The following is a 21,774-nucleotide window of genomic DNA, read 5'->3' as shown; positions in this document are numbered from 1 at the left end:
CTGATCGGGTCATGGCACACGTCACACCCGACACTCTGATCACCCGTTCCGAGCACGACCTGATCGGGGACCGCGAGGTCCCGTCCGACGCGTACTGGGGCGTCCACACGCTCCGTGCGCTGGACAACTTCCCGATCACCGGCATCCCGATCGCGTCCAGCCCGTATCTCGTCCAGGCGCTGGCGGCCGTCAAGCAGGCGGCCGCCACCGCCAACAACGAGCTCGGACTGCTCGACGACCAGCGGTACGCCGCGATCCGCGCCGCCTGCGAGGAGATCCGCGCCGGGGCGCTGTCGGACCAGTTCGTCGTGGACGTCATCCAGGGCGGCGCCGGGACGTCGACCAACATGAACGCCAACGAGGTCATCGCCAACCGGGCCCTGGAGATCATGGGCCACGCCAGGGGCCAGTACGACGTCATCCACCCCAACGAGCACGTCAACCTGAGCCAGTCGACCAATGACGTCTACCCGACGGCGGTCAAGATCGCGGTCATCATGGCGACCCACGACCTCCTGGCGGCGATGCAGGTGCTCGAGGACTCGTTCGCCCGCAAGGCCGACGAGTTCCACGACGTCCTGAAGATGGGACGCACCCAGCTGCAGGACGCCGTTCCCATGACGCTGGGGCAGGAGTTCCGCACCTACTCGTTGATGATCGGCGAGGACCGCGCCCGCCTCGGCGAGGCCGTCCTGCTGCTGCACGAGATCAATCTCGGCGCGACCGCGATCGGCACGATGCTCAACGCGCCGGCCGGATACGTCCAGGCCGCCTGCGGCCACCTCGCCGACATCACGGGCCTGCCGCTGGAGACGGCCGTCGACCTGATCGAGGCGACCCAGGACTGCGGCGCGTTCGTGCAGCTGTCGGGGACGCTCAAGCGCGTCGCGGTCAAGCTGTCCAAGATCTGCAACGACCTGCGGCTCCTGTCGTCCGGCCCCCGCGCCGGGCTCAACGAGATCAACCTGCCGCCCGTCCAGGCAGGGTCGAGCATCATGCCGGGCAAGGTCAACCCGGTCATCCCGGAGGTCGTCAACCAGGTCGCCTTCCAGATCATCGGCCACGACGTGACGGTCACGATGGCCGCCGAGGCCGGTCAGCTGCAGCTCAACGCCTTCGAGCCGGTCATCTGCTACTCACTGTCGGCCGGCATCTCGCGTCTGCGCGCCTCCATCCTGGTGCTCGCGGAGCGGTGCGTGGACGGCATCACCGCCAATGTCGAGCTGCTGCGCGCGGAGGTCGAGAACTCGATCGGGCTGGTCACGGCCCTCAACCCGTACATCGGGTACGCCGCCGCGACCGAGGTGGCCAAGGAGGCACTCGTGTCAGGCCGGGGAGTCGCCGAGCTCGTGCTGGAGCGCGGCCTGCTTCCCCGCGCGAAGCTCGAGGCGATCCTGCGGCCCGAGGTGCTGGCCAACTTGTCGAAGCGGCCCGGGCACTAGGGCGCGAACAGCGTCTCTGCGGGGTCGCCCAGGAGCCGCACGATGAGCCGTTGCTCAGCGGGGTCGTACTCGATCGCGACGTCGACGGACCGGTCGCCGGGTGTGGTGCCGGCGGCCGGGTCGCCCAGTCCGTATGCGATGTCCCGCAGGGTGACCGTCGCCGAGCCGACGGGGTCGTTGGCCGGCCACTCGGCGATCAGCCGGTGCGCCAGCCCGGCCAGCACGGCGCCGAACATCGGGTGGGTCGTGCTGTCCACGCCCTCGAGGGCGACCTCCGGCAGGCCGAAGGACGCCAGGCCGACCGTCTCCAGGCGGCCGGCCGTCAACGCCAAGGGATCGACGACGTACCACTGGGTGGCGTACGCGAGCGAGACGGCGTCCGGGCGATCCTCCACGACGCGGGGGATCGTCAGGTCGATCACGAGACCGTCGTGCTCGGCGGCCATGCGGAGCGCCTCGACCCGGACGGCGAGCTGGGTCGCGGCAGCGTCCTGGAGCTCTGCGGTGCGCAGGAACAGCGTCTGGTGCGGGCGCGAGTCCAGCTGGCGAAGCGACGCCTCGGAGGTGCCGTACCTGCGCAACAGATCGGGCGACGGGACGGCGATGAGATCGTCGGTACCGACGGGCTCGGCGGTCATCACGGCGTACATGACTCGCGCCTCCGCGGGACGGGGAACGGGTCTGGCGGTCATAGGACGATCAGTCTAGACTGGCGCGCATGCAGAGCAGCTCGATCATTATCGACAGGCGCGCCGGGCGCTGAAACACCTCGCCCGCCGCGCTACCTCCCATCCACATGGGAGGTTTTTTTGTGCCCGAGATGCTCCTCGACGAAGGATGAAGCAGTGAACGCACCCGACTTCCACGTCTACGACACGACCCTGCGCGACGGTGCCCAGCAGGAGGGTCTGAACCTCTCGGTCCAGGACAAGCTGCACATCTCGCGTCTCCTGGACGATCTCGGCGTGGGATTCATCGAGGGCGGCTGGCCGGGCTCGAATCCCAAGGACACCGAGTTCTTCCGGCTCGCGGCCAAGGAGCTGGACCTGAGGAACGCGGCCCTTGCCGCCTTCGGCGCGACCCGCCGCCCGGGCGTGGCAGCCGCGGACGACGTCCTGCTGGCTGCGCTGCGTGAGTCCGGCGCCCCAGTGGTGACGCTGGTGGCCAAGAGCCATGACCGCCATGTCGAGCTGGCCCTGCGCACGACGCTGGCCGAGAACCTGGCGATGGTCCGCGACTCCGTGACGCACCTTCGCCAGGAGGGACAGCGGGTCTTCGTCGATCTCGAGCACTTCTTTGACGGCTACCGCGCCAACCGCGACTACGCCCTGGAGGTCGTCCGCACGGCTGCGGAGGCCGGGGCCGAGGTCGCCGTCCTGTGCGACACCAACGGGGGGATGCTGCCGCACTGGGTGAGCGAGATCGTGGCCGACGTCGCCACGACCGGAGCGCGTCTGGGCATCCACGCCCACAACGACACCGGGTGCGCGGTCGCCAACTCCATGGCTGCGGTGCAGGCCGGCGCGACCCACCTGCAGGGATGCATCAACGGCTACGGCGAGCGCACCGGCAACGCCGACCTGGTGACCTGCGTGGCGAATCTGGAGCTCAAGCTCGGCATGCGCCTGCTGCCGCCGGGCAACCTCGCGGACGCGACCCGCGTCGCGCACGCGATCTCGGAGATCACCAACTACCCGCCGCACGCGCGCCAGCCGTACACGGGGGTCTCGGCGTTCGCGCACAAGGCCGGCCTGCACGCCAGCGCCATCCGGGTCGACCCCGACCTGTACCAGCACACCGATCCGGCGTTGGTGGGCAACGACATGCGGCTGCTGGTCTCGGAGATGGCCGGTCGTGCCACGATCGAGCTCAAGGGCAAGGAGCTGGGCTACGACCTGGCCGAGGACCCGCAGCGGCTGGCCCGGGTCACCGACCGGGTCAAGGCCATGGAGCAGCAGGGTTACACCTTCGAGGCTGCCGATGCGTCCTTCGAGCTGCTGCTCGCCGAGGAGATGGACGGCGCCCGGCCGTCGTACTTCGACGTCGAGTCGTGGCGGGTGCTGGCGGAGTCGTCGCGCGGTGACGACGCGGTGTCGGAGGCGACGGTCAAGCTGCGCGCCGGGGGAGTGCGCCTGGCCGTCATCGGTGAGGGCAACGGCCCGGTCAACGCCCTCGACCACGCACTGCGCCAGGCGATCGAGCAGGTCTATCCCGATGTCGCCCGGTTCCACCTGACCGACTTCCGGGTCCGCATCCTCGACCAGGGTCATGGCACGGACGCGACGACGCGAGTGCTGCTGGAGACCTCCGACGGCAAGAACGTGTGGGTCACCGTCGGTGTGGGCGCCAACATCATCGAGGCGTCATGGGAGGCGCTGGTCGACGCCCTCACCTACGGCCTGCGACTTCACGGTGTGCGCCCTCGCATCGACGACTGACCCGCGTACTGGATGTTGACGGGGTCGCGGTAGACCTCGATCACGATCGGCTTGAGGGGTTTGGGTGGTCGGGTCGACCACCGCAGGACCCCGTGGCCCTTCATCTGGTGATGTCTTCGGCACAGAGGGCCGAGGTTGTCTGCAGTGGTTGGCCCTTGGGGCCACGGTTCTCGGTGATCGATGTCGCAGCGTTCGGCCGGGACCATGCAGCCGGGTGACTGGCAGACACCGTCACGAAAGCGCAGCGCGACATCCAAGGTGTCCGGACTGAATCTCCCGAGGTACTCATGGCTGAGGATGTCGTCGGTCACCGGGTCGGTCACGATCCGATGCCAGAACGTGCTCCCACTGGCGACCACCTCGGCGATCCAACCAGCCGGGACGGCCCACCGCCCGTCGGTGGACTCGGCGAACCCGGCGACCGCGCCGGCGAGCACGTCGGCAGTGATCGTGACCGCGATGTTCGCATCGACTGCCGACGTGGCTGCCTCGCCGCCGGTGCACCAGGCGACCAGCTGATCGGCCTGCCGCTGAGCAACGGTCCGGCCGTCATTCGGGTCAGCCGGACGCCGACCAGCCTTGTGCAGCCGGGCCTCGATCGCCGCCAGCTCGTGGGACGGCAGATAGGCGTACAGCGTCCCCATCGAGTCCGCGCCGTGGCGTATCGACACGTGCCGGTTGCGGCGCTCGTCGTCGGCGCGCTCAACAGCCAGATCGGCCTCGACCCGCTGGACGAATCGCCGCAACCAGGCCCGCAGCTCCGCGCCGGTGTGGTCGACCGCGTAGCCGACCACCAGCCGGTCGAGGCGGGCGATGGACTCCTCCCGCTTGAGCTGGTCAATCGTGGCGGCGATGTCACGCACGCGTCCGAAGTCGATCAGCCCGTCACCGAAGGCATCCCATACCGACGGCGCATGCTCACGCACCGTCTCAGCCGCCGACAACCGGCCCTGCACCTGCCCCTCGCTCAATCCGGTGGCCTCACCGATGCTCAAGCAGATCGCCGACCGCTCGATCTGCCGGCGCATCGCGGGCTCCACGGAGGCAGTCCGCGCCATCTCCCGATCGCGGTAGTCCAGCATCGCGCCGACCTCGAACGCCTCGGCCCGCGCCCGCCACCGCACGACGTCGGTCAGGACGTCCAGCTCGGCATCGGTGGTGGTGCCATGTCTCCAATCTAGACGTCACCACTGACACTCTTTTTTGCCGTGATCAGAGGCTTTTCGGTGTCCTCGTCATCGGCACGTGATCGATCCCGGCCTCCATGTAGTTCTCACCGGACCGCACGTATCCGTAGCGGCCGTACCAGTCCTCGAGGTATGCCTGCGCGTTGAGGACGATGGTCTCGTCGCCCCACAGGCGGTGGCACTCCTGCATCAGCGCGCCCGACAATCCCTTGCGTCGTTGGTCCTTGCGGGTGCAGACCCGGCCGATGTGCCGGACGCCGTCCTCGACGTACGAGCGCAAGTAGCTGGTCGGGCCGTCTTCGTCGGCGAACCACAGGTGGGTCATCGTCGGCAGCAGATCGCGTCCGTCCACGTCCTCCTCGTCGCACTGCTGCTCGACGGCGAAGACGGCGTCGCGGATCTTCCAGATGTCGTAGACGTCCTGGGTCGTCAGCTCGTCGCCGGCCACGATGCGGATGCTCATGCCACGAGCCTAGGAGGTGGTGCCGATGGATGGGCGTGCGCCGTGGCGATGCCGCCTCCATGATGGTGCGGACACGGCGACAGGGGCGCGAGGATGGTGACGGCGTGAAGGGATGCGTGGCGGTGCTGGCCTTCATGGTGTTCGGAGCCGCTGTGCTGGTCGGTGTGGCGATCGCGGTCGAACGACGAGGCACGGCGAAGAGCGAGCCGCTCACGGGAACGACGTCCGAGGTCGAGCTGACCGACTACGAGCCGAAGAGCCACGGCCGCAAGAAGCGCCATCAGGGCGCGGACATCGAGTATCTGTACGTGGCCGGGGGTCGGACGTTCCAGAGCTCGACCTGGTTGTCGCGCACCACGCTGAGTGACCGGGTGGTGTGCTTCGATCCCGATGATCCCGCCGTGCACGCGATCAGGGGCAATCCGCAGGCGACGTGCGGCGAGGCCAATCACGGCGAGACCCGCCGCGCCGTGGAAGTGGCTGCGCGGTAGGGCCGGAGGAGTCAGTCGGGGCAGGTGGCGCAGGTGCCGAAGATCTCGAGGGTGTGGGCGACGTCCCGGAAGCCGTTCTCGTCGGCGATCCTGTCGGCCCAGCGCTCGACGGTCGGCCCGTCGACCTCGACGGTGCGGCCGCAGGCGCGGCACACCAGGTGGTGGTGGTGCCCGGCGCTGCACTGGCGGTACAAGACCTCGCCGTCGTCATTGCGCAGGGCATCGACCTCCGCCGCATCCGCCAGCACCTGCAGGCTGCGGTAGACCGTCGACAGTCCCACCGACTCCCCGCGCTGCTTGAGGATGTCGTGGATCTCCTGGGCGCTGGCGAAGCCGTCCAGATCCTCCAGGATCGCGACGACCGCGCGCCGCTGGCGCGTGTTGCGGGGAACTTCGACCATGACTTCTCCTCAGACCGAATCTAACCGGTGGCGGCGTGCACGAAGGCGGCTCGTCGCGATCGCCACGAGCGAGGCGACCACGAAGATCGCCAGCGCGAGGATCACGATCGTCGGCCCGGGCTGCGTGTCGATCTCGTAGCTCGCGAACAGGCCGCCGACCGCCGCGACCAGGCCGATCGCCATGGCGGCGAGGTGGGTCGTGCGGAAGCTGCGGGTGAGCTGCTGGGACGCCGCGACCGGGACGACCATCAGTGCCGAGACCAGCAACAGGCCGACGGTGCGCATCGCGACGGTGATCGTCACGGCGGCGAGCACCGCGATCAGGATGCTGTACAGCCGGACGGGCACGCCGCTGACCTTGGCGTGCTCCTCGTCCTGGCAGACCGCGAACAGCTGCGGCGAGAGCCCGAGGGACAGCACGACGACCAGCAGGCCGAGCACACCGACCAGCACCAGATCGCCGTTGGAGACGGTCGTGATGGCGCCGAACAGATAGGCATTCAGGGATGCGGCGCTCTCGTCGGCCAGATTCGTCAGCAGCACGCCACCGGCGATGCCGCCGTAGAACAGCATCGCCAGGGCGACATCGGCGCTGGTGCGTCCGTAGATCCGCAACAGCTCGATCACGATGGCCCCGACTGCCGCCACGACGACAGCCGTCACGATGGGGGCGATGCCGGTCAGGAGCCCCAGGGCGACGCCGGTCAGGGCGACGTGTCCGAGTCCGTCGCCGAGCAGGGCCAGCCGGCGCTGCACCAAGAAGGTGCCGATGGCCGGGGCCGCCAGGCCGGTGAACACGGCGGCCACGAGGGCGCGCCGCATGAAGTCGTAGTCGAGCAGCTCGATCATGAGCCCACCGGATTCGGGCTGAAGCCATCGGGCTGGTCGGGCTGTCCACCGTGGCGGTGCACGTGCATGAGCTGCTCGTCGCGAATCGCGTCGCAGGGCCCCGAGTACTCGATCTCGCCGTCGTGCAGGACGATTGCGCGGTCGATCAGTGGACGCAGCGGGCCGAGCTCGTGCGCGACCAGCAGCACCGACGTCCCGTCGTGGACGAGGCTGCCGAGCAGCTCGGCCAGGCTTTCTTGGTTGTCATGGTCGACGCCGGCAGTCGGCTCGTCCATGATCAGCAGCTCGGCCTCGGATGCGAGGGCGCGGGCGATCAGGGCGCGCTGCTGCTGGCCTCCGGACATCTCGCTGACCGAGGACCGGCTGCGGTCCGCGAGGCCGACGCGCTCGATGGCTGCGTCGACCGCCGCGATGTCGGCGGCGGTGCGCCAGCCGAAGAACCGGCGGCGTGCCAGGCGTCCGCTCATCACGACCTCACGGACCGTCGCCGGGACACCGGCGACGGCGCGGGTGCGCTGCGGGACGTAGCCGAGCCGCTGGCGGTCGCGGAAGCGGTCGAGCGGCGTCCCGAACAGCTCGATGGATCCGGCACTGATCGGGACGAGCCCGACCGCGGCGCGGACCAGTGTCGACTTGCCTGAGCCGTTGGAGCCGAGCAGGGCGACGAACTCACCGGCAGCGACGTCGAGGTCGACGTTGCGCAGGACGGGCCGGCCGTCGAGGGCGACGCTGACCCCTCGGACGATCAGCGGTGGGGCTTGGCTCACTGGCACGAGTTCGCCTTCTTCAGGGTGTCGAGGTTGCGGCGCATGAGCGTCAGGTAGGTCTCGTCCTTGGTCTGGTCGGACAAGCCCTCGATGGGATCGAGCGTAGCGGTGGTCGCGCCCGTCTCCTTGGCGATGGTGTTCGCGATCGCGGGGCTGACGAGCTCCTCGGTGAAGATCGTGGTGATCTTCTCGGCGCGGACGAGCCGCGAGATGTCGCCCAGCTGGGAGGGGGAGGGCTCGTTGGTCGGATCGAGCCCGGCGATCGCGACCTGCTCGAGGCCGTAGCGCGCTGCGAGGTACTGGAAGGCGGCGTGGCTCGTGACGATCGTGCGGGTGCGGCAGCCGCGCAGGCCGGCCGAGAAGTCCTCGTCCAGCGCGGTGAGCTCGTCGACGAGCTGGTCGGCATTGGCCCGGTAGTCGGCGGCGTGCTCGGGATCGATGCTGGACAGCTCGGCCTGGACGGCTTCGGTCAGGGCGATCATCGTCCGCGGATCCAGCCAGGTGTGCGGATCGGCGTCGCCGTGGTCGTGGCCGTCGTCCGCGTGGTGCTCGCCCTCCTCCGAGGGGTTCGGCAGCAGCTTGACCAGCGACGCGACGTCGATCGTGTCGTCGTCGGAGCGACCGGCCTGCTCGACGGCCTGGTCGACCGCGGCCTGGAAGTCCTTCTGGTAGATGACCAGATCGGCGTCCTGCACCGAGGCGACCTGCTTGGGCTTGAGCTCCAGATCGTGGGGCTCGGTGCCCGGCGCGGTCAGGTTGCTGACGTTGACGGCGGATCCGCCGACCCGTTCGGCGACGAAGGCGAAGGGGTAGGACGACGCGATGACGGACGTCCGCCCGTCATCCTGCGCGCCGCCGCCGCATGCGGTGAGCGCCGCGAGGAGGGGGACCGTGGCAAGCAGGAGACGGGACTTCTTCATGAGAATCATTTTCATCGCGATTGATAATCATTGTCAAATCCGCGGGAGGCCCCCGGCCGGGCCGTCGCACCGCGCCGGTAGGCTGGGGCGCACCCTCGGGCGTCCGTCATTCCGATGACGGACACAGGCCCGCCGACACCCAGCCGGATTGGAACATCCCCTCATGGCATCGACCGTCGACAACGTCATCAGCCTCAGCAAGCGCAGGGGATTCGTCTACCAGTGCGGCGAGATCTACGGCGGCACCAAGTCCGCCTGGGACTACGGACCGCTCGGTGTCGAGCTCAAGGACAACATCAAGCGTCAGTGGTGGCGCTCGATGGTGCAGGGCCGCGACGACGTCGTCGGCCTCGACTCGTCGGTCATCCTCCCGACCGAGGTCTGGAAGGCATCCGGCCACCTCGCCGCCTTCGTCGACCCGCTGGTCGAGTGCCAGCACTGCCACAAGCGCTACCGCCAGGACCACCTGCAGGAGGCCTACGCGGAGAAGAAGGGCATCGACGACCCCGACTCGGTCGACATGGGCCTGATCGTCTGCGCGAACTGCGGCACCCGCGGTGAATGGACCGAGCCGCGCATGTTCAACGGCCTGCTGAAGACGTTCCTCGGCCCCGTGGAGTCCGAGGAGGGCCTGCACTACCTGCGCCCCGAGACCGCCCAGGGCATCTTCATCAACTTCTCGCAGGTCATGACCACCGCGCGCAAGAAGCCCCCGTTCGGCATCGGCCAGATCGGCAAGAGCTTCCGCAACGAGATCACGCCGGGCAACTTCATCTTCCGCACCCGCGAGTTCGAGCAGATGGAGATGGAGTTCTTCGTCGAGCCGGGCACGGACGAGGAGTGGCAGGAGACCTGGATGAAGATCCGGATGGACTGGTACACCGGGCTGGGCATCAACCCCGAGAACCTGCGCTTCTTCGAGCACCCCGCCGAGAAGCTGTCGCACTACTCCAAGCGCACCGTCGACATCGAGTACCGGTTCGAGTTCGCCGGCTCGACGTGGGGCGAGCTCGAGGGCATCGCCAACCGCACCGACTTCGACCTCAAGACGCACAGCGAGCACTCCGGCAAGGATCTGCAGTACTTCGACCAGCAGGCCAACGAGCGCTGGACGCCGTACGTCATCGAGCCCGCCGCCGGCGTGAACCGCTCGATGATGGCCTTCCTGATCGACGCGTACACCGAGGAGGAGGTGCCCAACGCCAAGGGCGGCACCGACACCCGCACCGTGCTCAAGCTCGACCACCGGCTGGCTCCGGTCAAGGCCGCCGTCCTGCCGCTGTCGCGCAACGAGGACCTCTCGCCGAAGGCGCGGGCGCTGGCCGCCGAGCTGCGTGGCTTCTGGAACGTCGAGTTCGACGATGCGCAGGCCATCGGCAAGCGCTACCGCCGCCAGGACGAGATCGGCACGCCGTTCTGCATCACGGTCGACTTCGAGACGCTCGAGGACGATGCGGTCACGATTCGTTCGCGCGACACGATGGCCCAGGAGCGCATCGCGCTCGACCAGGTCACCAGCTACCTGGCGGCGCGCCTTCCGGGTTGCTGAACCCCTCGTACCGCACAATCGGCGCGTGAGGACTTCTCTGATCGCGGCGATCGTGGCGTCGGCTGCCCTGACGCTGGCCGGGTGCTCGTCGTCGGAGCCCGAGCCGACCCCGGCCACACCGACGGCAGCGGTGCCGAAGGGATTCGACGTCCCGGCCGGCGTCACGATCACCAAGGGTGGGACGAAGCTGGCCCTCGGCGCGCCGGCGACCGTGGTCTACGAGCCGGGCGATCGTGGCACCAGCGCCGTCACGGTGACGGTGGCCGAGGTCAAGCAGGGGTCGATGAAGGACTTCCGGTTCTTCTCGCTGGACGAGCAGACCAAGAAGTCCACCCCGTACTACGTCAAGGCGACGGTCAAGAACGACGGGCCCGCCGGTCTCGGCGGGGCCGCGCTGCCGCTGTACGCGCTCGACTCCAGCAACACCAACCTGCCGGCCAACGAGATCGTCGGGACGTTCAAGCCGTGCCCGTCGCCGACCCTGCCGGCCAGCTTCCTGCCCGGCGCGACGGCGGACGTCTGCCTGGTCTACCTGGTCCCCGAGGGCCGGATCGTGACATCGGTGAGCCTGCAGACCGGCACGACCCAGGACGCCATCGCCTGGACCCCCTGACCCGCCCCCCGAATCCGCGAGTGGCGCAATCTGTCGATTCTGAGACGTCGTGTCGGTCCGATCTGCGCCACTCGCAGGTGGGTTTGCGCCACTCACGAAGCCATGGATGCCTCGCCTGCCGCGCTGACGGACTCGTTCTCAGGGGCGAAGGCGTGCGGTGGCGGCGCTCAGCAGCGCCCCGAGCCCGATCAGACCGAGAACCAGGGCGGTGCCGACCTGCCCGATCAGCAGCAGGGCCGGGTGGGTGATCTCGACGCCGTCACCCACGACGCCCACCAGCGGGAGCAGATCCCTGCGACCGGGGCTGTCATAGGCCAGGCAACCCAGGATCGGCAAGAACCACAGGCTCGCGCCCACGGTCGCCACGAACGGGCCGAGCGCCAACCAGCGCGACCCCTCCTCGCCCTGCGGGACGCCCCTGAACAGGATCGAGCCGAATCCGCGGAGCCCCGTCCAGCAGACGAGCTGCAGCAGAAACACCAGCCACACGCACACTCCACCGAGACCCGTCAGCAGCAGCATGAGGGCGCCGTACGCGAAGGCTGTGGGCGACACCAGCAGCCCGACGAGGCAGATCGCGAGGTAGCCGAAGACGGCGGGGCTGTCCCACGGCCGCCCCGATCGTGACCTCGGCCGGCCGCGGCGACCGGTCCTGGTCGGCGAGGGCGCGCCGGCCTGGACGACGGTCGTCGTGACCACGCCGAACAGCAGGCCCGTCACGGTCCAGACGATCATCCCGGCCCCGAAGTCCTCGCTCTCGTCGAACAGCCAGACCCCCACGACCTGGCCCACGGCCGCGATCGCCCAGCTCAGGTGCGCCAGGGGACCCGAGGCGCGTCGCAACATCGTCCGCACGGCTCGTGCGCGGCCGGCATCACGGGTTGTTCGCTGCACCTTGGTCATCAGGTCCTCCTGGCCCACCAGTGTGCTGCGTGACCGGGTCAGCAAGGTGTCGCCCGCTCAAGCGGAGTGTTGCGGTCTGAGACAATCGGGTCATGTCCATCGCCACGCTGCCGCGCACCCTCCGCCTCGGTGATCTCGAGGTCGAGACGCCCGTGGTGCTGGCACCGATGGCCGGCGTGACGAACGCCGCGTTCCGCCAGCTCTGCGCCGAGCAGGGTGCCGGTCTGTACGTCTGCGAGATGATCACCTCGCGCGGTCTCGTCCAGGGAGACAAGACGAGTCTGGCGATGCTGAACTTCGCACCGAACGAGAAGTTCCGCTCGGTGCAGCTGTACGGCGTCGATCCCGAGACGATCGGCCGCGCGGTCGAGATCCTGTGCGCCGACCACGGCGTGGACCACGTCGACCTCAACTTCGGCTGCCCGGTGCCCAAGGTGACCCGCAAGGGCGGGGGAGCCGCCCTGCCGTGGAAGGACGTCCTGCTCGGCCAGATCCTCACCCGCGCCGTCGCCGCCGCAGCGCCCTATGGCGTCCCGGTCACGATGAAGACCCGCAAGGGCATCGACGACGAGCACCTCACCTACCTGGACGCGGGACGTATCGCCCAGGACGCCGGGTGTGCCGCGATCGCCCTGCACGGGCGCACGGCCGTCCAGCACTACTCCGGTCACGCCGACTGGGCCTCGATCGCCGAGCTGAAGACATCGGTCGACATCCCCGTGCTCGGCAACGGCGACATCTGGGAGGCCGCGGACGCCATCCGCATGGTCGAGGAGACCGGATGCGACGGCGTCGTCGTCGGGCGCGGATGCCTGGGTCGCCCGTGGCTGTTCCGTGATCTCGCGGCGGCCTTCGCCGGTGAGACGGTCGTGGGGCTGCCCACCCTGGGCGAGGTGGCCGCCGTCATGCGCCGGCACGCCGAGCTGCTGGGCGGCGTGATGGGCGAGGAGCGCGGATGCATCGAGTTCCGCAAGCACATCGCCTGGTACCTGAAGGGATTCTCCGCCGGCAAGGAGGTCCGCAGCCGGCTGGGGCTGGTGTCGTCCTTCGCCGACCTGGACGATCTGCTCGGACGGCTCGACCCGACCGAGCCCTATCCGGTCGGAGAGCTCGGCACCCCGCGCGGACGCCAAGGCACGCCCAAGAAGGTGTCGGTGCCCGATGGCTGGCTCGACAGCCGCGAGCTCAGCGCCCCGCTCGACCCGTTGGCCGAGGACGCCACCTCGGGCGGCTGAGCTCAGCGCCGAGCGGCGCGGGCGCGGTCCAGCTGGGACAGCATCATCGCCCTCGCATCGGCCTGGTCGAGGCTCCGGCCATCGGCGTTGACGGGCCCCTTGGGGGTGTGCACCTCGATCGTGGCGACCCGACGCAGCCGCTGAAGCGGGCCCTGCCTCAGCTCGACGGACTGGGTGCGCGGGTGCGGGACGATGCTGGTGACCTGCTGGACCCAGCCCTCGTGGGCGACGAACGACACCTCGTCCGCACCGATCCACCGGAACCGCCAGCCGATCGGGGCGAACGGCCACGACCGGCGCGGTGCGTGGGTGCGGGGGACGTCGACCGAGGCGCGCGGCATCAGCTCGGCGATGACGGCCGCGGCCAGGGCGCGGTCGGCGATCGGCAGCAGGATCGACGACGCACCACCGTTCTCCTGCTCGTCCGAGGAGGAGGCGTAACCGGCGACGTCGACCTCCAGGCGCTGCCAGCCGAATCGGCGCCACACGAACGGCTCCTTGATCGCGATGCCCTGCACCCGGTCGTACGGGATGGTCTGGGACGTCCGCGACAGCAGCCCACGCTCGATGCGCAGGCCGCGCTCGCCGCGGGACAGGGTGAAGTCCCACTGCTGCAGGACGCGTTGCGCGACGATCTGGGCGAGCCACGTCGCCATCGGGATGATGCCGCCCAGCGCCACCAGGATGCCGCCGAACCAGATCGCCGAGACGATCAGCGCGGCCGATCCGACCGCCGCGAACAAGAAGTCCAGTGACAGCAGCGTGCCGATCACGACCCGCTCGGGCGCGACCTTCGTGATGATGCTGCGCTGCTCGTCCGGAGCCTCCGAGACCGCCTCGCCGTGCGCCCTCGACAGCAGGATGCGCCGCAGCGCCTGCGCGTCGTCGAGACGCAGGAACTTCAGCGACGTGCGCGAGTTCTTGCCGCCGGCCATCTCGATGCGCAGCTCGGCCAGGCCCAGGATGCGGGCGACGAGCGGCTCGGCGGTGTCGACCGACTGGATCCGCTCGTAGGGGATGCGCCGCGATGACTTGGTCAGCACGCCGGAGTCGATCCGCAGCTCGGTGCCGTCGATGACGTACCGGGTGAACCGCCAGCTCACGTAGCCCGCCAGCATCCCGAGCGCGAGGCCGCCGACGACCGCGACGAGCAGGCTCAGCGCGGGACCGAGGTTGCCCCATCCGTCGCCGTTGAGGATCGTGCTGACCAGACCCACGGCGGCAGCGGTGGCGAACAGCGCCCCCTGGACGACCGCTGTCAGCGGGTGGGTGCGCTGCCCCCGCGTGACGGCCTCCTCAGAGACCGGCGCCACGGGACTCGCCGAGCTCGGTCAGCCGGTTGCGCAACCGGGTCGCCTCGTCGGAGGGGAGGCCGGGGATGTCGGCGGCGGTCTCGGTGCTGGCGGTGTGCAGGGTCACCGTGGCGATGCCGAAGGCGCGGGCCAGCGGCCCGGCCTGCACGTCCACGAACTGCATCCGGCCGTACGGGATGGCGACGAGACGCTTGAACATGACGCCGCGGGTGACCAGCAGGTCGTCGGCGTTCTCGACGTAGCCCCACGTGCGCTGGTTGTGTCCGGCCCACACGCCGCCCCACGCGGCGAGCGGCAGCGTCGCCACCGTCACCGCTGCGCCGATCCACCGCTGGTCGGGCAGCAGGACCGCCAGCACGATGCCGGCGATGACGACCGGGGCGGCGATCGCCGCGATGACGATGCGGCGCACTGTCGCAAGACGCGGGGAGACCCGTTGCCAGGCCCCGGTCGCAGGGGCGAACAAGTCGTCCACGACGCCACCCTAGTCACACCCGCCGGAGTTGACCGGGACACAGGCCGGGTGCGACACTGATAGACGCATAACAGGGCATTTCTGCCCATGTTTTCAGCGCCCACCCGAACGCTCAGCTCGCGGAGAAAAGTCATGGCCAAAGCACTTGTCGGATATCTCGGCGGACCCACCGTCGATCAGCTGCGTGAGACCGCTTCCCTGCGTCGTCGGGTCGCGGATCTGGAGGACGAGGTACTGCGGCTCAAGGTCGAGAACGACGGCCTGCTGGCCGCGCTGCGTGAGCGCGTCGACCAGGTCACGGCCGGCGACCTCGCCGAGCCTTTCGCCCGCTGACGTTCCACGGCACTAGGGTGGCTCCAGTCCGCCGTCCGTAGGAGCCACGTTGTACCTCAAGAGCCTGACGCTGCGTGGGTTCAAGTCGTTCGCGTCCTCGACGACCCTGCAGCTCGAACCCGGCATCACCGCCGTGGTCGGCCCCAACGGCTCCGGCAAGTCCAATGTCGTCGATGCCTTGTCGTGGGTCATGGGCGAGCAGGGCGCCAAGTCCCTGCGCGGCGGCAAGATGGAGGACGTCATCTTCGCCGGCACGTCCGGGCGACCGCCGCTGGGCCGCGCCGAGGTCGTGCTGACGATCGACAACACCGACGGCGCGTTGCCGATCGAGTACACCGAGGTCACGATCTCGCGCACGATGTTCCGCAACGGCGGCTCGGAGTACGCGATCAACGGCAACACCTGCCGGTTGCTGGACGTCCAGGAGCTGCTGAGCGACTCCGGCATCGGCCGCGAGATGCACGTCATCGTGGGCCAGGGGCAGCTCGACAGCGTCCTGCGGGCCACCCCCGAGGAGCGCCGCGGCTTCATCGAGGAGGCGGCCGGCGTCCTCAAGCACCGCAAGCGCAAGGAGAAGGCGCTCCGCAAGCTCGATGCGACGCAGGGCAACCTGACCCGGCTCAACGACGTCCTGACCGAGCTGCGTCGCCAGCTCAAGCCGTTGGGCCGCCAGGCCGAGGTGGCTCGCCGTGCTGCGGTCATCCAGGCCGATGTGCGCGATGCCCGGGCACGGCTGCTCGCCGACGACATCGTCACGGCGCGCACGACGATCGCCACCGAGCTGGCCGACGAGTCGGCGTTGAAGGCCAAGCGGCAGTCCGTCGAGCAGGCCATCGCCGCCGCCCGTGAGCAGGAGACCGAGCTGGAGGACCAGCTGCGTGAGGACTCGCCGCGGCTGTCGGCCGCGCAGGAGACCTGGTACGCGCTGTCCGGCCTGCGTGAGCGGCTGCGGGGCACCGCCGGGCTGGCCAACGAGCGGGTGCGCCTCGCCGCCGTGGAGTCCGAGGACCGCCGGGCCGGGCGAGAGCCCGAGGAGCTGGAGGCGGAGGCTCGCCGGGCCCAGGAGCAGCACGAGCAGCTCAGCGCCGGGGTGGCCGCGGCCACCGAGCAGCTCCAGACCGTCATCGCCGAGCGCAACGAGGCCGAGACCGCGTACACCGCCGAGGAGCGCCGTGTCGCCGGGCTGCTGCGGGCAGCGGCCGATCAGCGGGAGGGCCTGGCCCGCCTGCACGGCCAGGTCAACGCCCTCAAGAGTCGTGCGGCGGCCGCCGGCGAGGAGATCGGGCGCCTCACCGCGGCACGCGAGGAGGCCGAGTCGCGGGCCGTCGACGCGCAGCGGCAGTTCACGGCGCTGGAGAACGAGATCGCCGGGCTCAACGCCGGCGAGTCGGGACTCGACGAGAAGCTGGAGGCGGCCGAGGCCGATCTGGCCGAGGCGACGGCCGCGCTGGCGACGCTCGGCACCCAGCTGCAGGACGCCGAGCGGCAGCAGGCGGCGCTCGCCGCCCGCAAGGAAGCGCTCGAGCTCGGCCTGTCCCGCAAGGACGGCGCGGGGGCGTTGCTGGCCGCGACCGACGAGATCAGCGGCCTGCTGGGGTCCGTCGCAGCCCTGCTGACCGTCCGCAACGGATTCGAGACCGCGATCGCGGCCGCGCTCGGCTCGGCGGCGGACGCCGTCGCGGTCGATCACCTCGACACCGCCGTCACGGCGATGGAGAAGCTCAAGTCCGAGGATCTCGGTCGCGCCGGGATGCTGCTGGGCGGGGGAGAGGTCGACGACTCGGGCTGGCCGGGTCTGCCGGACTTCGCGACCTATGCCATCGACGTCGTGGACGGACCGCCGGCGCTGGAGGGTGCGCTGCGCCGGCTGCTGTTCAAGGTCGCGGTCGTCGACACGCTCGAGCAGTCGCAGGAGGTCATCCGGCTGGCGCCCGACGTCACCGCGGTGACCCGGGACGGCGATCTGCTCGGCGCCCACTTCGCCGCCGGTGGCTCCACCTCCAAGCAGAGCCTCATCGAGGTCCAGGCCGCGATCACGAAGGCCGACAACGACCTGGCGGCGTCCACCCACACGATCGAGCGCCTCCGCTTCGAGCAGGAGGCGGGCCAGACCGCGCGCGCCGCCGCCCAGCAACGCGTCGACGCGGCGCTGGCCGAGCTGCACGAGTCGGACGCCACGATGGCCGCCGTCGCCGAGAAGCTCGGCCACCTCGGGGCGACCTCGCGGGCTGCCCGCGGCGAGGCCGAGCGCCTGTCGGCGGCGATCGTCAAGGCCGAGGAGGCCATGGCGACCGACAGCTCGGGCCTGGCCGAGCTGGAGGACCGGCTCAGCCAGGCCGAGTCGGCCCCGGAGGAGGAGCCCGACACGGCACTGCTCGAGGAGCTCGCGGAGAGGGCGTCGGCCTGCCGCAAGACGGAGACCGAGGCGCGCCTGGCGCTGCGCACCAACGAGGAGCGCGCCCGCGCCCTCGCGTCCCAGGTGACGTCGCTGTTCCAGGCGGCGAAGGCCGAGCGCGAGGCACGCGCCCGGGCCGCCGAGCGTCGTGCCCGCCAGCTGCGGGAGGCCGAGACGGCCCGCGCGGTCATCACGGCCAGCGACCTGGTGCTGGGCAGGCTCGAGACGTCCATCGCCCGGGCATCGGCGCTGCGTACCGAGATCGAGCAGTCCCGCTCTGGTCGCGAGGAGACGCTGCGCGCCGTCCGAACCCAGCTGCGCGACCTGCTGACCGAGCTCGACCGCCTCACCGACACCGTGCACAAGGACGAGATGGCCCGCGCCGAGATGCGGCTGCGCCTCGAGGGCCTGGAGAACCGGGCCCTGGAGGAGCTGGGGCTGGACGTCGAGACGCTCGTGACCGACTACGGGCCCGATCAGCTGGTCCCGGTCATCAGCGTCGAGGGGGAGGACGACTCGTCGCCGGCCGAGCCGGTCCCGTACGAGCGGGAGGCGCAGGTCAAGCGCCTGCGCAGCGCCGAGCGGTCGATGGCGATGCTGGGCAAGGTCAACCCGCTCGCCCTGGAGGAGTTCACCGCGCTGGAGGAGCGTCACCAGTTCCTGTCCGAACAGCTCGACGACCTGCGCAAGACTCGCAAGGACCTGCTGGACATCGTCGAGGAGGTCGACGCGAAGGTCGAGCAGGTCTTCACCGAGGCCTGGTACGACGTCGAGGCCGCCTTCCAGCACGTCTTCACCCGGCTGTTCCCCGGCGGCGAGGGTGCCCTGATCCTCACCGACCCCCAGAACATGCTGACGACCGGTATCGACGTCGAGGCGCGTCCCGCCGGCAAGAAGGTCAAGCGGTTGTCGCTGCTGTCCGGCGGTGAGCGGTCGCTGGTGGCGGTGGCCTTCCTGGTGGCGCTGTTCAAGGCCCGGCCCAGCCCGTTCTACATCCTCGACGAGGTCGAGGCTGCGCTCGACGATGCGAACCTGGGCCGGCTGCTGGAGCTGTACGAAGAGCTGCGCGCCAACTCCCAGCTCATCGTCATCACCCACCAGAAGCGCACGATGGAGGTCGCCGACGCCCTGTACGGCGTCTCGATGCGCGGCGACGGCGTGTCCGCCGTCATCAGCCAGCGCCTGCGCGAGGAGGAGCCCGCGTGAGCGAGCCCCGGCTGCGCACGGACTTCCCGGCGCTGCGCACCATCACGACGCGCTGGAGCGACGAGGACGTGTACGGCCACGTCAACAACGTCGTCTACTACTCGTACTTCGACACCGCGGTCAACGGCTACCTGCTGGACGTCACGGGCACGGACATCCGCCGCCTCGACGCGGTCGGCCTGGTCGCCGAGACGCAGTGCGAGTTCCTGCGTGAGCTGGGTTATCCGGCCGACGTGCAGGTCGGGCTGTCGGTGACGCGCCTCGGTACGTCGAGCATCGTCTACCGGCTCGCGATCTTCCAGGGCGACAGCGACGAGCCGGCGGCCATCGGCCGTTTCGTGCACGTCTACGTCGATGCGCAGACGCGTGCGGTCACCCCGGTGCCGGACGTCATCCGGGCTGCCGTCACGCCGCTCGTCCAGAGCTGACGTATAGGGTCCGACCATGACCGATCGCACCACCTACGTCCTGGTCGACGGCGAGAACATCGACGCGACCCTGGGTCAGTCCATCCTCGGCCGCCGCCCGCAGCCCCACGAGCGTCCGCGGTGGGACCGGCTGCTGCAGTTCGCCGAGGACACGTGGGACCAGCAGGTCACGGGGCTGTTCTTCCTCGCCGCCAACAACGAGCTGCCGATGCCGTTCGTGCAGGCACTCACCTCCATGGGCTTCCGGGCGGTGCCGCTGTCGGGCCGGCCCGACGAGAAGGTCGTCGACATGGCCATCCAGCGCACGCTGGAGGCGCTGGCCGGTCGCGAGGCCGATGTCATGCTGGCGAGCAACGACGGCGACTTCATCGAGCAGCTCAGCCCGCTGGTGGGCCGCGACCGCCGGACGGCGCTGCTGGCCTTCCGCGAGTTCCGCAATGCCGGCTACGTCCCGCTGATCGACCGCGGGATGGAGTTCCACGACCTGGAGTACGACGTCCAGGCCTTCAACTCCAAGCTGCCGCGCATCCGGGTCATCCCGATCGACGAGTTCGACCCGAACGACTTCCTCTGACCCCACCCCCGACGCTGACGCGTGGGTTGCGCACGCTGACGCGTGGCTTACGCACGGTCACGCGTGGGTTGCGCACGGTCACGCGTGGCTTGCGTACGCTGACGCGTGGCTTGCGCACGGTCACGCGTGGCTTGTGTACGGCGCAACCCACGCCTCGCGGGGCGCAACCCACGCCTCGCGATACGTAACCCACGCGTCAGCGGGCGCAACCCACGCCTCGCGGGGCGCAACCCACGCCTCGCGATACGTAACCCACGCGTCAGCGGGCGCAACCCACGCCTCGCGGGGCGCAACCCACGCCTCGCGATACGTAACCCACGCGTCAGCGGGCGCAACCCACGCCTCGCGGGGCGCAACCCACGCCTCGCGATACGTAACCCACGCGTCAGCGGGCGCAACCCACGCCTCGCGGTGCGCAACCCACGCCTCGCGATACGTAACCCACGCGTCAGCGGGCGCAACCCACGCCTCGCGGTGCGCAACCCACGCGTCAGCGGTCGGGGGGCGGTGGGGTGGGTCAGGTGATGAGGGTGTGCCAGGCGTGGATCATCCACGGAGCGGCCAGGAACACCGTGGGAGCCACCAGCACCAGGACCGAGATCGAGTAGGCGGCGATCGAGGCGAGCGGGTTGCGCGGATCAGGGTTCTTCAGGCGCGCCATCCGGATGCTCGCAGCGCTCCCGACGCCCAGCGCGCCGGCCGGGGTGGGTGAACCGGCGAGCGTCACGAGCGCACGGGCGACGGGGGTCGCGCCGTGCGCGCGGCGGGCGGCGTCATCGGCCAGCAGCTCGACCATGACCTGGCTCTGCACGAGCGGCGCGTCGGTGCGCATGAACCACGGAAAGGCCCGGTGCAGCACCGTGAACGCCTCCAGCACGAGATCGTGCCGACTGCGCATGTGCGCCCGCTCGTGCTCCAGGACGGCGTCGAAGTCGGCGGGCGCCAGCGACGAGATCGTGCCCTGCGAGACCACGATGCGCGGCGACGACATGTTGGGCACGCAGTAGGCGATGGGTGTCTGTTCCTGCAGGATGCGCAGTGAGGGCGCCACGCCGTCGGCCGTGCCGAGCAGATCGACCAGGTGGCGCTGTCGGCGGCGCCGTGCCTGGGTCTCGCGCCAGACTGTCCAGGCCGTCCACCAGAACCGGATCCACACCAGCACGCCGACGCCCAGGATGACCAGGTGGAGGGCGACCCGCCACCACGTCAACCGGTCGGCCGTCACGAGCCACAGCGCGGTCGACAGGGCCGCGCCGGAGATCGCCAGGATCGCGGCGAGGGCGAACGACTGCCACAGCACGATGCCGGCGCGGGGCACCAGCAGCGGCCAGGAGGTGCGGGCGAGCAGGGCAGGGATCGGCAGCGCGAGAGCCAACCCGATCGCGCCGAGCAGGAGCGGTGTCATGACGAGGTGCGCGACTCGATCTCGTCGAGGGCGGCACGCAGGGCCTGAGCCTCGGCCGGGTCGACCGTGCGGGCGAAGTGGACCAGCGCAGCCGTCCGATCGGCGCCGGCCTGGTCGAGCGCGGCGTGCAGCAGCTCCGACGTCGCGGCATCGCGGCTGATCGCGGGGGCGTAGCGGAAGGCGCGTCCGTCGCGCTCGCGACGCACCATGGTCTTGTTCCCGAGGCGGTCGAGGACCGTCATGACGGTCGTGTACGCGAGGTCTCGCTCGCCCAGGATGTCGAGGACCTCGCGAACCTTCAGCGGCGCAGGGGCGTCCCACAGGATGTTCATGACCGATCGCTCCAGCTCACCCAGATGAGGCATGTGACCCATCCTACTACGCCAC

The 21,774-nt window shown here is 69.9% G+C and carries 22 protein-coding genes; 10 read left to right on the top strand and 12 right to left on the bottom strand.

Annotated features, from left to right (window positions below):
• Positions 1 to 11: 11 nt before the first annotated feature.
• Positions 12 to 1,442, top strand: coding sequence for an aspartate ammonia-lyase (locus NQV15_RS11920; RefSeq protein ID WP_232400083.1), 1,431 nt, complete (start codon positions 12 to 14; stop codon positions 1,440 to 1,442).
• Here NQV15_RS11920 and NQV15_RS11915 read toward each other — a convergent pair.
• Complete coding sequence (locus NQV15_RS11915) at positions 1,439 to 2,134, bottom strand: hypothetical protein (protein ID WP_232400082.1); 696 nt, start codon at positions 2,132 to 2,134, stop codon at positions 1,439 to 1,441. The two genes, NQV15_RS11920 and NQV15_RS11915, sit on opposite strands and share 4 nt — an antisense overlap.
• Before the next feature lie 153 nt (positions 2,135 to 2,287).
• Between NQV15_RS11915 and cimA the strand changes: the two genes are divergently transcribed.
• Positions 2,288 to 3,880, top strand: coding sequence for a citramalate synthase (gene cimA, locus NQV15_RS11910; protein WP_232400081.1), 1,593 nt, complete (start codon positions 2,288 to 2,290; stop codon positions 3,878 to 3,880).
• Here the strand turns inward: cimA and NQV15_RS11905 are convergent.
• Both NQV15_RS11905 and NQV15_RS11900 read right to left on the bottom strand, forming a co-directional pair.
• Positions 3,850 to 5,004: an HNH endonuclease signature motif containing protein gene (locus tag NQV15_RS11905; protein WP_232400080.1), complete on the bottom strand. Its 1,155-nt coding sequence runs from the start codon at positions 5,002 to 5,004 to the stop codon at positions 3,850 to 3,852. The genes cimA and NQV15_RS11905 overlap by 31 nt on opposite strands.
• 88 nt (positions 5,005 to 5,092) lie before the next feature.
• On the bottom strand, positions 5,093 to 5,530 hold the full coding sequence (locus NQV15_RS11900; RefSeq protein ID WP_232400079.1) for a GNAT family N-acetyltransferase: 438 nt from the start codon (positions 5,528 to 5,530) through the stop codon (positions 5,093 to 5,095).
• Between the two features lie 104 nt (positions 5,531 to 5,634).
• On the opposite strand from NQV15_RS11900, the gene NQV15_RS11895 reads away from it, so the two are divergent.
• The gene (locus NQV15_RS11895) at positions 5,635 to 6,021 is read left to right on the top strand and encodes a hypothetical protein (protein ID WP_232400078.1); all 387 of its coding nucleotides are present in this window, start codon (positions 5,635 to 5,637) and stop codon (positions 6,019 to 6,021) included.
• 11 nt (positions 6,022 to 6,032) lie between these two features.
• On the opposite strand, the gene NQV15_RS11890 is transcribed toward NQV15_RS11895, so the two are convergent.
• From NQV15_RS11890 to NQV15_RS11875, 4 genes are read right to left on the bottom strand one after another with little or no spacing between them, the layout of a single operon-like run.
• A complete protein-coding gene (locus NQV15_RS11890) occupies positions 6,033 to 6,422 on the bottom strand; it encodes a Fur family transcriptional regulator (RefSeq protein WP_232400077.1) in 390 nt (129 codons plus the stop codon).
• Positions 6,423 to 6,431: 9 nt separating this feature from the next.
• On the bottom strand, positions 6,432 to 7,271 hold the full coding sequence (locus tag NQV15_RS11885) for a metal ABC transporter permease (RefSeq protein ID WP_232400076.1): 840 nt from the start codon (positions 7,269 to 7,271) through the stop codon (positions 6,432 to 6,434).
• Positions 7,268 to 8,038 carry a metal ABC transporter ATP-binding protein gene (locus tag NQV15_RS11880; protein WP_232400075.1) on the bottom strand — a complete coding sequence of 257 codons (771 nt, stop codon included), beginning with the start codon at positions 8,036 to 8,038 and terminating at the stop codon, positions 7,268 to 7,270. Before NQV15_RS11880 ends, NQV15_RS11885 begins: the two co-directional genes overlap by 4 nt.
• Positions 8,035 to 8,958: a metal ABC transporter substrate-binding protein gene (locus NQV15_RS11875; RefSeq protein ID WP_232400074.1), complete on the bottom strand. Its 924-nt coding sequence runs from the start codon at positions 8,956 to 8,958 to the stop codon at positions 8,035 to 8,037. Before NQV15_RS11875 ends, NQV15_RS11880 begins: the two co-directional genes overlap by 4 nt.
• A gap of 163 nt (positions 8,959 to 9,121) precedes the next feature.
• Between NQV15_RS11875 and NQV15_RS11870 the strand changes: the two genes are divergently transcribed.
• Positions 9,122 to 10,507, top strand: coding sequence for a glycine--tRNA ligase (locus NQV15_RS11870; protein ID WP_232400073.1), 1,386 nt, complete (start codon positions 9,122 to 9,124; stop codon positions 10,505 to 10,507).
• 25 nt (positions 10,508 to 10,532) lie between these two features.
• The gene (locus tag NQV15_RS11865; RefSeq protein ID WP_232400072.1) at positions 10,533 to 11,120 is read left to right on the top strand and encodes a hypothetical protein; all 588 of its coding nucleotides are present in this window, start codon (positions 10,533 to 10,535) and stop codon (positions 11,118 to 11,120) included.
• Between the two features lie 138 nt (positions 11,121 to 11,258).
• Here NQV15_RS11865 and NQV15_RS11860 read toward each other — a convergent pair whose 3' ends face one another.
• The gene (locus NQV15_RS11860) at positions 11,259 to 12,023 is read right to left on the bottom strand and encodes a hypothetical protein (RefSeq protein WP_232400071.1); all 765 of its coding nucleotides are present in this window, start codon (positions 12,021 to 12,023) and stop codon (positions 11,259 to 11,261) included.
• A 92-nt stretch (positions 12,024 to 12,115) separates the two neighbouring features.
• Between NQV15_RS11860 and dusB the strand changes: the two genes are divergently transcribed.
• Positions 12,116 to 13,258, top strand: coding sequence for a tRNA dihydrouridine synthase DusB (gene dusB / locus NQV15_RS11855; RefSeq protein ID WP_232400070.1), 1,143 nt, complete (start codon positions 12,116 to 12,118; stop codon positions 13,256 to 13,258).
• Positions 13,259 to 13,260: 2 nt separating this feature from the next.
• Here dusB and NQV15_RS11850 read toward each other — a convergent pair whose 3' ends face one another.
• Together NQV15_RS11850 and NQV15_RS11845 are read right to left on the bottom strand one after the other, a co-directional pair.
• Entirely contained in the window at positions 13,261 to 14,571 is a 1,311-nt protein-coding gene (locus NQV15_RS11850; RefSeq protein WP_232400069.1) for a PH domain-containing protein, read from the bottom strand.
• Entirely contained in the window at positions 14,555 to 15,046 is a 492-nt protein-coding gene (locus NQV15_RS11845) for a PH domain-containing protein (RefSeq protein WP_232400068.1), read from the bottom strand. Before NQV15_RS11845 ends, NQV15_RS11850 begins: the two co-directional genes overlap by 17 nt.
• A 132-nt stretch (positions 15,047 to 15,178) precedes the next feature.
• On the opposite strand from NQV15_RS11845, the gene NQV15_RS11840 reads away from it, so the two are divergent.
• The 4 genes from NQV15_RS11840 to NQV15_RS11825 are packed head-to-tail and all read left to right on the top strand — an operon-like array spanning position 15,179 to position 19,982.
• Positions 15,179 to 15,379 carry a hypothetical protein gene (locus tag NQV15_RS11840; RefSeq protein ID WP_232400067.1) on the top strand — a complete coding sequence of 67 codons (201 nt, stop codon included), beginning with the start codon at positions 15,179 to 15,181 and terminating at the stop codon, positions 15,377 to 15,379.
• Positions 15,380 to 15,428: 49 nt separating this feature from the next.
• Entirely contained in the window at positions 15,429 to 18,980 is a 3,552-nt protein-coding gene (smc, locus tag NQV15_RS11835; protein ID WP_232400066.1) for a chromosome segregation protein SMC, read from the top strand.
• Positions 18,977 to 19,408 carry an acyl-CoA thioesterase gene (locus tag NQV15_RS11830; protein WP_232400065.1) on the top strand — a complete coding sequence of 144 codons (432 nt, stop codon included), beginning with the start codon at positions 18,977 to 18,979 and terminating at the stop codon, positions 19,406 to 19,408. The genes smc and NQV15_RS11830 overlap by 4 nt, the downstream gene beginning before the upstream one ends.
• 16 nt (positions 19,409 to 19,424) lie before the next feature.
• Positions 19,425 to 19,982 (top strand): NYN domain-containing protein, encoded by a 558-nt coding sequence (locus NQV15_RS11825; RefSeq protein ID WP_232400064.1) that lies wholly within the window; start codon positions 19,425 to 19,427, stop codon positions 19,980 to 19,982.
• A 517-nt stretch (positions 19,983 to 20,499) separates the two neighbouring features.
• On the opposite strand, the gene NQV15_RS11820 is transcribed toward NQV15_RS11825, so the two are convergent.
• Entirely contained in the window at positions 20,500 to 21,387 is an 888-nt protein-coding gene (locus tag NQV15_RS11820) for a M56 family metallopeptidase (RefSeq protein ID WP_232400063.1), read from the bottom strand.
• Complete coding sequence (locus NQV15_RS11815; RefSeq protein ID WP_283252408.1) at positions 21,384 to 21,752, bottom strand: BlaI/MecI/CopY family transcriptional regulator; 369 nt, start codon at positions 21,750 to 21,752, stop codon at positions 21,384 to 21,386. Before NQV15_RS11815 ends, NQV15_RS11820 begins: the two co-directional genes overlap by 4 nt.
• Between the last annotated feature and the right edge of the window lie 22 nt (positions 21,753 to 21,774).

It is taken from the genome of Aeromicrobium wangtongii, assembly GCF_024584515.1.
Lineage (GTDB): Bacteria > Actinomycetota > Actinomycetes > Propionibacteriales > Nocardioidaceae > Aeromicrobium > Aeromicrobium wangtongii.
The sequence above is the reverse complement of the archived record's forward strand: the minus strand, read 5'-3'. Positions and strand labels throughout refer to the sequence as shown.